Here is a 12083-nt window from a genome sequence, read left to right as displayed (position 1 = left end):
TCAGAATCCTCCGGGCGCGATGTGTTGTCAGACGAGGTGGGCTTCGAGGATTCGCTCGACTCGGGCACCGTCGTCCAAGCGCTCGGTCAGGATGGCGAGCTCGGCGCAGGCCTTCGCCAACGCCTCGGCCTGACTGGCACAGCCTTCGGAGTACCAGTACGGGTCATCTGGCTGTAGATCGTCGGCGTCGTCAATGTCGGCATACCAGTGGTGATCACCCAGGTAGGCACAGTGGACGACCCGCGCACGCAGGTTCATCTGAATTTCCCCCATGTTGAAAAACCGGGGCCAGCCCGGCCGGCGCGTGGACCGCGGCCCCCCACTGCCACGCGCCGGGCCGAGTTTGACCCTCCCCCGCTCGCTACATCGTGCCGAAGCACGTTCGCGTTACTAGTTGTGACGACCTTTTTTGACGAATAGTTCGCAACTACTTTGCGTCATCCAACAGCTCCAGTCGGCGACGGATTTTGGAGATATGGGCGGTCCGCGTGACTGACCAAAAGAACGATGAACCACAGGGCTGCGGCCAAGCCAGCGACGATGAGTAGCAGAACCAACAGGCCCACTCCACCCGTCACCTCGGACGGCTCACTGCCCGCCAGGATGGCGACAACGACCCCCACCAGGGCCGTCAGCAGGTTCGCCGATCGGACCTGGCCGGCCATCGTCGCCGTCGCGTCGTCACCCGCGCGCTTCGCTACTCGCATCAGCGCGGTACACGTCAGCACCTCGCCCTTGCCGGTGGTGGCAAGGGCGAGGGCGAGGCGGGCGTTAGGAGGGGAGGTGGGAGCGGACCCAGGCTTCGAGGCCGTCGGTGGTGATGGGGAGGGCCTCGGTGAGGATGTCGATGCCGGTTTCGGTGACGGCGACGTTGTCCTCGATCCGTACGCCGATGCCGCGCAGCTCGGGCGGTACGGTCTCGTCGTTCGGGTGGAAGTACAGCCCCGGCTCGACCGCGAGCGTCATCCGCGGCTCGATGGTGCCGGCGTTGTACGCCTCGGCGCTGGACGACGCACAGTCGTGCACGTCGAGCCCGATGAAGTGACCGGTACCGCAGACGATGAACCGGCGGTGCTGCTGGCCGTCCGGACCGAGCGCCTCCTCGACCGATACGTCGAGCAGACCCCAGTCCTTCAGACCTTCGGCCAGCACCTCCATACCCGCGTTGTGGAAGGCCTGGTACGGCGCTCCCGGGCGGACCGCGTCGAGGGCGGCGAGCTGTGCCTTGTGTACGAGGTCGTGGACCTGGCGCTGGGCCGCGGTGAACTCGCCGGTGACCGGGAAGGTACGGGTGACGTCCGCCGTATAAAGCGTGCGCACCTCGACACCCGCGTCGAGCAGCAGTACGTCACCCTCGCGCACGGCCCCGTCATTCCGGACCCAGTGCAGCACCGGCGCGTGGTTGCCCGCGGCAACGATTGACGAGTAGCCCGGCCCGTTGCCGAGCGTCCGCGCACGCCGATCGAAGGTGCCCTCCAGCCAACGCTCACCACCACCGCGGATCGCCTCGGGCAGTTCGGACGCGACATCCGCGAAAGCCTGGACGCTGGCGTTCACCGCGTCGCGGATCTGCTCGAGCTCCCAGTCGTCCTTGATCCGGCGCAGCTCCGAGAGGACCCGGCGCAGCTCGTACAACTCCGCCGGCCCGGTGGAGACGATCGCGTCGAGCAGCGGCTCCACGCCGTACGTCGACATGAAGGCGGGTGCCGTGCCGCGGACGCCGGCGGGCAATTCCTCCACTGGGCGGCAGGGCAGACCGAGAGCGTCGGACCAGTCCTTCAGGCCTGGGACCGGGCCGATCCAGAGCTCGCCGTCACGGGCGTTCGCGAAGAAGTCGACCTCGTCCGGGCCGGCGGTCTCGCGCAGGTAAAGCGTCTCTTCACCGTTCGCGCCGAGGACGAGGACGGCGCCTTCGGCCTGGCAACCGGTAAGCCAGACGAAGTCGCTGTCGGGGCGGAACAGGTAGTCGGTGTCGTTCGACCTGACAGGTGCACGGCCGGCGGCGACCGCGATACGGCGGTTGGGCAGGGCTGCTCGCAGCTGGGCGCGGTGCGCGGCCGCGGATTCGGCGAGGCCCTTTGGGAGGCTGACGGACCGATCGACCGCTCCCCACCCTTGGCTGATCGAGGACCGGAAACCGGCCGCGTTGATGGGCCGATTCGCATCCCGCTGCGCAACCGTCCGCTTAGCCTTGATCTCGCTCATCCACACTCCTCCACTAGCCCCGGGTCTACCCCCGAACCTATGCCGCCAACGCCGCAGACGCGACTTCTTTGCATTCATCGGTCCCAAGGACTGCAAAGAAGGGTTAGGGGATTCTCCCGACGCGATGACCGGGCAGCTGAGCGCATCGTCGTGGCATGACGAACTCGAATTCCATCAGGTCGACCGCCGACGAGGGGCGCTGGACGCGTTTGCTGTGCGCTCTCTACCGTGGTCTGAGCTCCGGCACCATGTGGTTGGGTCCTCCGGCGACCAGCTTCTACATCTGGCGCACACTCGCCAGGAATCAGTCAACCTTCGGGCGCCGAGGGACAGTGCGATGACACCGGGCGTTGTCGGCCTGTCACACATCTCCTTGAGCGTCCGGGATCGCGAGGCGGCCAAACGCTTCTGGGTTGAGGTGCTGGGCTTCGAGGTTTTCAACGAGGAGCCGACGTACTGCTTCCTCTTCGACCGGGCCGCCGGGCTGGCGGTGATCATGAGCAACCACGATCAGACGGTGTCCGGAACTTTCGACGAGCACAACGTCGGTCTGGACCATCTGGCGTTCGCGGTATCGAGCGTCGAGACGCTGCTCAGCTGGCAGCAACGGCTGGCTGCTCTCGACGTACCGCACTCACCGATCGTCGAGACGGACGCGGGTCATCACCTCAACCTGCGCGCACCGGACAATGTGGCGATCGAGCTGTACGTGATGAAGCCGGAGTTCGCCGCCCTACTCGGTCTGACGGACGACGCGATCCCGGTCGCGGCCACCCACAGCTGAGTCAGGCGACTCGACCGCTAGGGCCCGCGCCAGCTCGGTGCGCGACCGCAGCCCGCGCTTTCGGAGTACGGCGCCCACATGGTGCTCGACGGTCTTGGGACTGAGGAAGAGCGCCGCCGCCACCTCACGGTTCTTCAGGCCTTGCGCCACCAGCAGTGCGACCCGAGTCTCCTGGGACGTCAGCGGCTCGCTCGTCGCGTCCCGAGAGTGCACGCGCTCGCCAGTGCCGGCGATCTCGTGCGCGGCTCGCTCCGCCCACAGCGTCAGCTCCATCTCGACGAACGCTCGCCGCGCGGCCTCCAGCTGGACGCGCGCGTCGACTCGACGCCCGTCGCGGCGCAACCGCATGCCGTATAGCAGCCGGGTCCGTGCCAGCTCGAACTGGTCGGGCTGGCCGTCCAGTAGCGCGAGGGCTCGTTCAAAGGCCGGCGCGGCGTCGTCCGCCACCAGGGCCTCGCAGCGGGCAACCATCGCGGCCACGGCCGGTATCGGCTCCGCGGCCTGGGCGGCTGCGAAGCGGGCTGCGAGCGCCCGGGCGTCCGAGTCGCGTCCGAGACCCAGGTAGGCCTCGACCAGGAGCGGTGCCACGCCCAGCGGTTCGAGGTACAGGCCGACACCGTCGAACCGGACGACTTGGTCTTCCAGTACGTCGACCACCTCGACCAGGTCGCCACGGCAGGTCGCGCAGAACGCGACGGTCCGGGCCAGGTGCGGCGGCATCGAATCGAAGGCGTTGATCGCGACCATCCGCCGGGCCTCGTCGAGCAGCCGCTGTGCCTCGTCGTGCATACCGCGGGCGGCGCTCTCGATGGCGGCGATCTCGTACGCAACCCCTGGGTCCGTCGCGTAGCCCAGGATCTCCAGGAGCTCGACGGCTTCACCGGCGAACGCGTGGGCCCTGACGTGATCGCCCAGCCAGGCCAGCCCGCCGGAGTACAAGGACAGCCCCATCGCCAGCACCCCCAGCGCGCCGGCCTCACGAGCACGAGCAATCCGCCGCTCGGCGAAGACGGCGACAGCCTGCGGGTCCATCAGCCATCGAGCGCACAGAAGCAAGACGGTCAGGTGGCGCGGGTCATCGCGCAGAACCGGGTCGGACTCCAGCAATTCAAGGGCCCTGCCGAGCAACGGCCCTCCGAGATCCGAGCGGCCCTCGACGACCCGCGCGGCTCCTGCCAGGTACGCCGCGAGCATCGCCTGCTCGGGTTCGTCGCCGTCGGCGGCAACTGCGGCCCGGTCGGCGGCCGCCACCATGCCTGGTACGTCGTCGAGCAAATAGCAGATGTGGACGACTTCCGCGAGCGTCCGGACCAGGTGCCGACCGGTGGCGAGCTCGGCCGCCTGCTCGAGCAGATCCCGGGCGCGGGCGAAGGTGCCGTACCACTGCTCGAGCATTCCCAGGGTGAGCAGAACCCGCGCCCTCGGCTCGGCAGCGGCATCGGAACGCATCACCTCAGCCGCCAGGCGCCGTACCCGATCGGCATCGCCGGCGAGGTGCGCGTCCTCGGCCGCCACTGCCAACCAGTCGGCCCGTCTGCCTGGGTCCGTGGTGAGCCGGGCCGCCCGTTCGATGGCGCCGGACGCGGCCGCGAACCCGCGCCGCGACCGGTCCACGTCGGCGACGCGTGCGAGTTCCTCGGCCAGGGCGTTGTCGTGGCCAGGAGTCGCCTCGGCGCGATGCCATGCCCGGGCCGCCTGGTCGATCGTGACGGCCGCGAGTGAGTTGTGCGCGGACTGCCGCTCGGCCATGGTCGCCCGGGACCACGCGGCCGACCGCAGGAGCGGGTGCCGGAAGGTGCACTGGCCGCCTTGGACGACCAGGATCTGCGCCGTCCCGGGGTCTCGGACACCAGCCGCTCCACAACGCTGGCTGAGAAGCCTGAGCCGAGCAGGTCGCGTGCGGCTTCTCGCGTCAACCCAGCGACGGCAACCACGTCGAAGCCGGCCAGCGGCACCGGAAGCGGCGTCCCGTCTCGATGGGTCACCAGCAGCACGAATCTGTCGTGCCCGAGCCGACGAGCGGCGAAGGCGAGTGCCTCCATCGACTGCGCGTCCACCCACTGCACGTCGTCGACGGCGAGAAGAAGCGGGGCACGCGCCGCGGCCGCCGCCAGCAGGCTCAGTGTCGACGCGCCGACCAGGAACCTGTCCCCGCTGCCGGGCGCCGGACCCCACCCGAGCGCCGCGGCGAGTACGTCGGCCTGGAAGGCGGGCACCGAGTCCAGGTCCCGCCGCAACGGCGTCAAGGCTGCGAGCAAGCCGGCGCCGGATAACACGGCTTCGGACTCGATGCCCGACACGGCCAGGCAGGTCCAGCCATCCGCCCGCGCACGGTCCGCCACTACCCGAAGTAGGGCTGTCTTCCCGCTACCGACCTCGCCCCGAATGACCGCAGCCGCTACGCCGCCGGAGCCTGCCTGAGACAGTAGGTCCGCCAGCCGGGCCAGCTCGGCGTCACGGCCGAAGAGACCCGCACCGGCCGCTCCCCCCATCCCCGTGGGCATGCTCGAACTGTAGTCCGCAGTACTAGCCGAGGCGGTAGGTGGATTCGGGGGTATCGGTGATGAACATGTGGCCGGGAGCGTGGGTCAGGGCGAATGGAGGGCGGGAGGCCATCAACGCGGCCTGCGGGGTTACGCCGCAGGCCCAGAAGACGGGGATGTCGCCGGGGGCGAAGGTGACCGGGTCGCCGAAGTCGGGGGTGGATAGGTCGGTGATGCCGAGGGTTTCGGGAGAGCCGACGTGGATGGGGGCGCCGTGGACCTGGGGCATCCGGGCGGTGATCTGGACCGCCAGCGGAACCAGCGCCGCCGGGATCGGACGCATGGACACGACCATCGGCCCAGAGAGCCGACCGGCGGGACGGCAGTCGAGGTTGGTGCGATACATCGACACGTTGGTCCCCTGCTCGATATTGCGCACCGGCACCCCGGCCTCGATCAACGCCGATTCGAAGCTGAAGCTGCACCCGATCAGGAAGCTGACCAGATCGTCCCGCCACAGCTCCCGCACATCCGGGACCTCGGACACCAACTCCCCGTTCTCCCACACCCGGTAGAGCGGCAGGTCCGTCCGCAGGTCGGCGTCGGCAGCGAGCGTCGTACTGAACGAGCCGGCGTCGGTCACATCGAACAGCGGCACCGGCTTGGGGTTGCGCTGGGCGAAGAGCAGCATGTCGTACGCCCAGTCCTTGGGCAGTACGACCAGGTTGGCCTGGGCGTAACCGGGCGCACGACCGCTGGTCGGCTCCACCAGCCCTTCGCGATAAGCCAATCTGACGGACGTCACGTGAATCCCTACCTAACTGACGGATCGGAAAGCCGCGAGGATGCGTTCTTCTGAGTCGAGCAAGTACTGGTGGAGTTCGTCGGCCGCGTCCCCGTACCGGCCGTTTTCGAGCAGTTCGAGGATTGCCCGATTACGGGCGATGTACGGCTCGTGGAGCTCTTGCGGCTGGGCGATGATGTGGAAGATCAGCCGCAGTTCGGCGACGAGGCGCGCGGTGACCGCGTTGATGCGCGGACTGTCCGCAAGCCCGACCAGGTGCTCGTGGAAGCGCATGTTGCCGGTACCGACCTCGGCCCAATCCCCTGCCACCGCGGCCGCCTCGCTGTGCTCGAGCGCGGCCCGGAGCGGCACCAGCCGGTCCGAATCGAGCCCTTCGAGACCCCGTAACACGTCGCATTCGAGCACCCGGCGAAGGCGGTAGAGGTCGACCACGTCCGCCTCGGTCGGCTGCGGCACGAAGACCCCGCGGTGCATCTCGTAAACCAGCAGACCCTCGTGACTGAGCAGCCGGAAAGCCTCGCGCAGGGTGTTGCGGCTGACCTTCGCGGCGGCGGCGAGTTCCTTCTCCGGCACGCGCGAACCGGGCCGGAGCCGGCCCTCGGTGATCTGCTTGCGCAGGATGTCGGCCGCCCGCTCGGCGGAACTGCTCGGGCCGAACAGCGCAGCCTCAGCCGCGACCGCGCCAAGCCAATCGGCCTCACGGCCAGCTGCCCCACCAGTCGATGACGGGGTCGCCTCGTTGATCGTCGTCACCTTCGCATCATCACCTACGCCTGGTAATCGCCGCGAGCCGAAAGATGGTCGCGAGTTGAAAGAACCTCTTGCAGGATTGTTCAACAATCCTTACTCTCGACGAATTACCCGCAGTGGTCAAGGCCTTACCTGAGGAGACCCGATGCGCGCCCTCCCCGCCCTGCTCGTCGCTACGAACCTGGTGACAGCCCTAGCGCTCACCACCGGAAGCACGCCCGTGACTCAAGCCGCAACGCAGGCGGCAGATCCGTCCTCTGCCTGCGTCCTGGACCCAGCGCCCGTCCTGACCGTCGAGGAGCAGCGCCTCGGCCTCACCCTCCCCGGCAAGACCGCTCCCGCGGCCCGCGAGTTCATCGAGGCCGCCGGCTTCCAAACGATCGTCGACGACTTCGCCGCAAAGCTCTGCGCCTACACGAACGTCAGCGAGGCCAGTGCCGCCATCGAGGCCGCCGGCTCGACCCTCTGGCGTACGGCGGTCGACCGTGCCCAGGGCCGCATCACGACCGGCACCATCGACCGGTACGACGACCGTCCGCTCTACTGGGCCCGTACGACGATGAGCCGCGCCGTCCGCGAGTGGAAGCCCGGGTTCACCCTCACGAGCCTGCAGCGCCAGGCGATGATCCGGCAGCTGAGCTACGCCTCGCGCGGCATCGACGCCGTTAGTTTCCCCAACCAAGGCAAGCGAATGCTGGTCAGCGGGTTCGACACCTACAGCCTCGACGCGAGCCTGCGGAACTCGAACCCCTCCGGCGCCTCGGCCCTCCAGCTCGACGGCCGCACCGTCCAGACCAGCCAGGGCAAGGTGACGATCCAGGCCGTGGTCTTCCCGGTGAACTGGACCGACTTCGACCAGGGCATCGTCGAGGACGCCTTCGGCCCTTGGCTCGTCGCCCGCACCCACCCGGCGTACCAGGGCTCGATCGACGCCTTGATGACGATCAGCCAGACCGGACGCGGCCAGATGAACATCGAGAAGTGGGCCGGCGGTTTCCGTGGCGGCTCGCCCGACAACAACCGCTCGATCAACTACGGGCCGATCTCCGCCGCCGCGTTGTGGCCGCAGCCGCAGCCGTCGCCGCAGTTCATCCACACCACGCTGCCGTACCAGGCGATGATCGACGCGGGCACGGGTCCGTGGCCGGTCAAGCTCAACCCGGGCATCACCGAATGGCCCGCGGGCACCTTCCCCGACCCGGCCGCGTTGCGGACCGCACCCGACCCGTCGCCGGGTTCGCGGGCGGCAAGTGCGCCGGGCGGCAACTATCTGTCGAACGAAAGCATGTACCGGACGAACCGCCTGCGGCTCGGTACCGGACACAAGAGCCTGCCCGGCGGTCACCTGCACATCTCCGCGCTGGTGTATCCGACCGACCCGGGTGCGCTCACCAGCCCCGAATTCGAGGCTGACCGCAAGGCCGTCGTGGACCAGACCGTCGCCCTCGTCGAGGCCGCCGGCCGGGCCATCCGCCGCTGATCCGTGACGGATCCGCCCACCTGAGACCCAGGAGCGCACCATGAACAAGCCCGGCTCGAAACCCCCAGCCCGATCCACCGCCCGCCCGGTGCGCCGTACCGGTAAGACGCCGCACGAGACCGCGGCGGGCAAGAAGACGCCCGATGGCGCGATGAAGACGAGCACCCGGTCGACCCTGATCGGCGCGATGTTCCTGATGGCCACGTCCGCGATCGGGCCCGGGTTCATCACCCAGACCACGACGTTCACGGTTCAGCTGGGAGCGGCCTTCGCGTTCGCGATCGCGGTCTCGATCCTGGTCGATATCGCCCTGCAGTTGAACGTCTGGCGCGTCATCGGCGTCTCCGGCCGGCGCGCGCAAGAGCTCGGCAACCTGGTCCAGCCCGGCCTCGGCTGGGTGATGGCGGGGCTGCTGTTCGCCGGCGGCCTGGTCTTCAACATCGGCAACGTCTCCGGCGCCGGGCTCGGCACGGACGCCATGCTCGGCCTCGATCCCAAGATCGGTGGCGCGCTCTCCGCACTGATCGCGATCGGCATCTTCTTGTCCAAGCGGGCGGGTCTCGCGGTGGACCGGATCGTCTTCGGCCTCGGCACGCTGATGATCCTGCTCACCGCCTACATCGCGATCACCTCGGGTCCGCCGGTCGGCACCGCACTGAAGAACGTCGTGCTGCCCGAGCAGGTCGACTTCCTCGCCATCACCACGCTGATCGGCGGCACGATCGGTGGCTACATCGTGTACGCCGGGGCGCACCGCCTGCTCGACTCGGGCGTTTCCGGGCCGCAGCACGTGCGGGACATCACCCGCGGTTCGGTGACCGGCATCCTGATCACCGGCGTGATGCGGATCGTCCTGTTCCTGGCCATCCTCGGTGTGGTCGCCGGCGGTGCCACCCTCGACAAGGCCAGCCCTGCCGCGTCGGCGTTTCAGATCGCGGCCGGCGAGGTCGGCCTGCGCGTTTTCGGCATCGTGCTCTGGGCCGCCGCGATCACGTCGGTCATCGGGGCGTCGTACACGACCGTCTCGTTCATCACCAGCCGGACGAAGACCAGCGATCGGGCCCGCACCTGGACCGTGGTGGCGTTCATCGCGGTCACGACGATCATCTATCTGTCCGTCGGCACGGCGCCGACCACGTTGCTCGTTTTCGCGGGAGCCTTCAACGGTCTGCTGCTGCCCGTCGGTATCGGCGTGCTGCTGTGGGTGGCGACGCGGCGCAAGGATCTGCTCCGTGGGTACTCGTACCCACGATGGTTGCTGGGGATCGGCTGGCTGGCCTGGCTGCTCACCATCTACCTGGCGGTGCGATCGGTGCGGCCGGTCATCGAGCTCTTCGGCTAAGTTCTGTTGGTTTTAGAAGGGGAACGTGAGAGGACCTGAAATGGATCTGAACGCCGATCTGGGCGAGGGCTTCGGCTCTTGGTCGATGGGTGACGACCTGGCGTTGCTGGACGTCGTCACCAGTGCGAACGTTGCCTGCGGTTTCCACGCGGGTGATCCGTCGATCATGCGGCGGGTCACCGGGGCCGCGGCCGAGCGAGGTGTCGCGATCGGCGCGCACGTCGGTTACAACGACAAGCCGGGGTTCGGTCGCCGGTTCATCGATATCGAGCCGGCCGCGCTGCGCGACGAGGTCGTCTACCAGATCGCCGCGCTCGACGCGTTCGCCCGGATCGGTGGTTCGCGGGTCCGCTACGTCAAACCGCATGGCGCCCTGTACAACACGATCGTGCACCACGAGCAGCAGGCCGCCGCTGTCGTCGAAGCTGTCGCCGAGTACGACGCCACCCTGCCGGTTCTCGGCCTGCCCGGCGCGGCCTGGCTCCGCCTCGCAGCCGCTCGCGGCCTGACTGTGGTGCACGAGGCGTTCGCGGACCGGGCGTACAACCCGGACGGCACGTTGGTCTCGCGCCGGTTGGAGGGTGCCGTACTTCACGACGGTACGACGATCGCGGCTCGTTGTATCGCGATGGCAACGGGTGAGCCGATCGAGGACAGCGCGGGTGGTTCGCTGCGGCTGTCGCCCGGGTCGATCTGTGTGCACGGGGATACGCCTGGTGCCGTGGAGATCGCGCGTACGGTCCGGGCCGGCCTGACCGGGGCGGGCGTTTCGTTGAGCCCGTTCGCGACCTGATGCGGGTATTGCCCTGCGGGGAGTCGGCGTTGCTGGTCGAGCTCGACTCCCTCGACGAGGTTCTCGGGTACTACGCGACCCTGGCGGCCGATCCGCCCGCCGGGGTCGTGGACCTCGTCCCGGCCGCGCGTACGGTGATGGTCTCGATCGACCTCGCGGCGAGTTCATTGGCCTCGTTGGAAAAGGTGCTCAAGGCAACGACCGTACGGGCCGATCGGCGAGCCACGGGAGAGCTCGTCGAGATCCCGGTCGTGTACGACGGCGCGGATCTGGGCGATGTCGCGGAATTGCTCGGGTGCTCCGAGCGCGAAGTCGTCGAGCGTCATACCGGCGAGGAGTGGACCGTCGCGTTCTGCGGATTCGCACCGGGCTTTGGGTATCTCACCAGCGGCGGCGATTGGGATATCCCGCGCCGGTCGTCGCCGCGTACCAAGGTGCCGCCGGGATCGATCGCGTTGGCCGCCGAGTTCAGTGGGGTTTATCCGCGCGAATCGCCGGGCGGCTGGCAGTTGATCGGCCGGACCTCGATCGCGGTTTTCGACCTCAAGCGCGAGCCGGCCGCGCTGCTGCGCCCGGGTGTACGCGTCCGCTTTGCCGAGGTGTCCGAATGAGCTTCACCGTGCTCGAATCGGGGCCTTTGACAACGATCCAGGACGCGGGTCGCCCGGGACAGGCCGCACTCGGTATTGGTCGGTCCGGCGCCTGCGACCTCGCCGCGTACGCGTTGGCCAATCGCCTGGTTGGCAATACCCAAGGCGCGGCTGTGCTCGAGTTGACGTTCGGCGGGCTGGTGCTGCTGGCCGAGACGGACCTGGTCATCGCCATCACTGGCGCGCCTTGCACCGGCGTACCGCTTAACGCCCCGCATCAGGTCGGGCGCGGCACGGTCCTTCGGTTCGGGCCGCCGACCAGCGGGCTGCGGACCTACGTCGCTGTGCGTGGCGGGTTCGACGTCGAGCCGGTGCTCGGTTCGCGATCGAGCGACGTACTCGCTGGTCTCGGCCCGGCGCCGCTTGCCACGGGCGACGTACTCCCGGTTGGCACGGCGGAGCTGCCGATGCCGGGCGTCGACTTTGCCCCGGTGGCGGCTCCGCCGGAAGGCCTTGTGCGAGTGGGGATCGTGCCGGGGCCGCGGTGCGACTGGTTCGACGAGAAGGCTTGGGCGTTGCTCACTGGGCAGACCTATACCGTCAACAGCAACAGCAACCGCGTCGGCGTACGCCTCGACGGCGAGCCGCTGACCCGAACCCGCGAAGGCGAACTCCCCAGCGAGGGCATGGCCGTCGGCGCGCTACAAATCCCACCCTCAGGCCTGCCCGTACTCTTCCTCGCCGACCACCCGGTCACCGGCGGCTACCCAGTCATCGCCTACGTAACCGACGCCTCGCTCCCCACCTGCGCCCAACTCCGCCCCGGCCAACCTTTGACGTTCACCGGCTGA

At 68.6% G+C, this 12083-nt stretch carries 13 protein-coding genes; 6 read left to right on the top strand and 7 right to left on the bottom strand.

All coding sequences use genetic code 11. The annotated features are described in order from the left end of the window. Positions 1 to 27: 27 nt before the first annotated feature. The 3 genes from OG394_RS29995 to OG394_RS29985 form a co-directional block, all read right to left on the bottom strand. Entirely contained in the window at positions 28 to 258 is a 231-nt protein-coding gene (locus OG394_RS29995) for a hypothetical protein (protein ID WP_328990503.1), read from the bottom strand. A gap of 179 nt (positions 259 to 437) precedes the next feature. Beyond that, on the bottom strand, positions 438 to 707 hold the full coding sequence (locus tag OG394_RS29990) for a hypothetical protein (RefSeq protein ID WP_328990502.1): 270 nt from the start codon (positions 705 to 707) through the stop codon (positions 438 to 440). Between the two features lie 64 nt (positions 708 to 771). After that, positions 772 to 2205 (bottom strand): aminopeptidase P family protein, encoded by a 1434-nt coding sequence (locus OG394_RS29985; RefSeq protein ID WP_328990501.1) that lies wholly within the window; start codon positions 2203 to 2205, stop codon positions 772 to 774. Between the two features lie 337 nt (positions 2206 to 2542). On the opposite strand from OG394_RS29985, the gene OG394_RS29980 reads away from it, so the two are divergent. Continuing rightward, positions 2543 to 2989: a VOC family protein gene (locus OG394_RS29980; RefSeq protein ID WP_328990500.1), complete on the top strand. Its 447-nt coding sequence runs from the start codon at positions 2543 to 2545 to the stop codon at positions 2987 to 2989. Here OG394_RS29980 and OG394_RS29975 read toward each other — a convergent pair. Genes OG394_RS29975 through OG394_RS29960 form a run of 4 tightly spaced genes read right to left on the bottom strand, consistent with a single transcriptional unit; the run spans position 2939 to position 7030 of the window. Next, positions 2939 to 4504, bottom strand: a complete 1566-nt coding sequence (locus OG394_RS29975) for a helix-turn-helix transcriptional regulator (protein WP_328990499.1) — start codon at positions 4502 to 4504, stop codon at positions 2939 to 2941. The two genes, OG394_RS29980 and OG394_RS29975, sit on opposite strands and share 51 nt — an antisense overlap. Then, positions 4438 to 5493: an ATP-binding protein gene (locus tag OG394_RS29970; protein WP_328990498.1), complete on the bottom strand. Its 1056-nt coding sequence runs from the start codon at positions 5491 to 5493 to the stop codon at positions 4438 to 4440. Before OG394_RS29970 ends, OG394_RS29975 begins: the two co-directional genes overlap by 67 nt. 22 nt (positions 5494 to 5515) lie before the next feature. Then, positions 5516 to 6277 (bottom strand): putative hydro-lyase, encoded by a 762-nt coding sequence (locus OG394_RS29965; protein ID WP_328990497.1) that lies wholly within the window; start codon positions 6275 to 6277, stop codon positions 5516 to 5518. Between the two features lie 12 nt (positions 6278 to 6289). Then, positions 6290 to 7030 carry a GntR family transcriptional regulator gene (locus tag OG394_RS29960; protein WP_328990496.1) on the bottom strand — a complete coding sequence of 247 codons (741 nt, stop codon included), beginning with the start codon at positions 7028 to 7030 and terminating at the stop codon, positions 6290 to 6292. A 142-nt stretch (positions 7031 to 7172) separates the two neighbouring features. Between OG394_RS29960 and OG394_RS29955 the strand changes: the two genes are divergently transcribed. The 5 genes from OG394_RS29955 to OG394_RS29935 are packed head-to-tail and all read left to right on the top strand — an operon-like array spanning position 7173 to position 12083. Beyond that, entirely contained in the window at positions 7173 to 8507 is a 1335-nt protein-coding gene (locus tag OG394_RS29955; RefSeq protein ID WP_328990495.1) for a hypothetical protein, read from the top strand. Positions 8508 to 8547: 40 nt separating this feature from the next. Further along, entirely contained in the window at positions 8548 to 9849 is a 1302-nt protein-coding gene (locus tag OG394_RS29950) for an NRAMP family divalent metal transporter (RefSeq protein WP_328990494.1), read from the top strand. Positions 9850 to 9889: 40 nt separating this feature from the next. Beyond that, positions 9890 to 10642, top strand: a complete 753-nt coding sequence (locus tag OG394_RS29945) for a LamB/YcsF family protein (RefSeq protein ID WP_328990493.1) — start codon at positions 9890 to 9892, stop codon at positions 10640 to 10642. Further along, complete coding sequence (locus OG394_RS29940) at positions 10642 to 11253, top strand: 5-oxoprolinase subunit B family protein (RefSeq protein ID WP_328990492.1); 612 nt, start codon at positions 10642 to 10644, stop codon at positions 11251 to 11253. The genes OG394_RS29945 and OG394_RS29940 overlap by 1 nt, the downstream gene beginning before the upstream one ends. Beyond that, the gene (locus OG394_RS29935) at positions 11250 to 12083 is read left to right on the top strand and encodes a biotin-dependent carboxyltransferase family protein (RefSeq protein WP_328990491.1); all 834 of its coding nucleotides are present in this window, start codon (positions 11250 to 11252) and stop codon (positions 12081 to 12083) included. Before OG394_RS29940 ends, OG394_RS29935 begins: the two co-directional genes overlap by 4 nt.

Source organism: Kribbella sp. NBC_01245 (genome assembly GCF_036226525.1).
GTDB lineage: Bacteria > Actinomycetota > Actinomycetes > Propionibacteriales > Kribbellaceae > Kribbella.
Note: the sequence above shows the minus strand (reverse complement) of the source record. Positions and strands in the feature narration are given on the sequence as shown.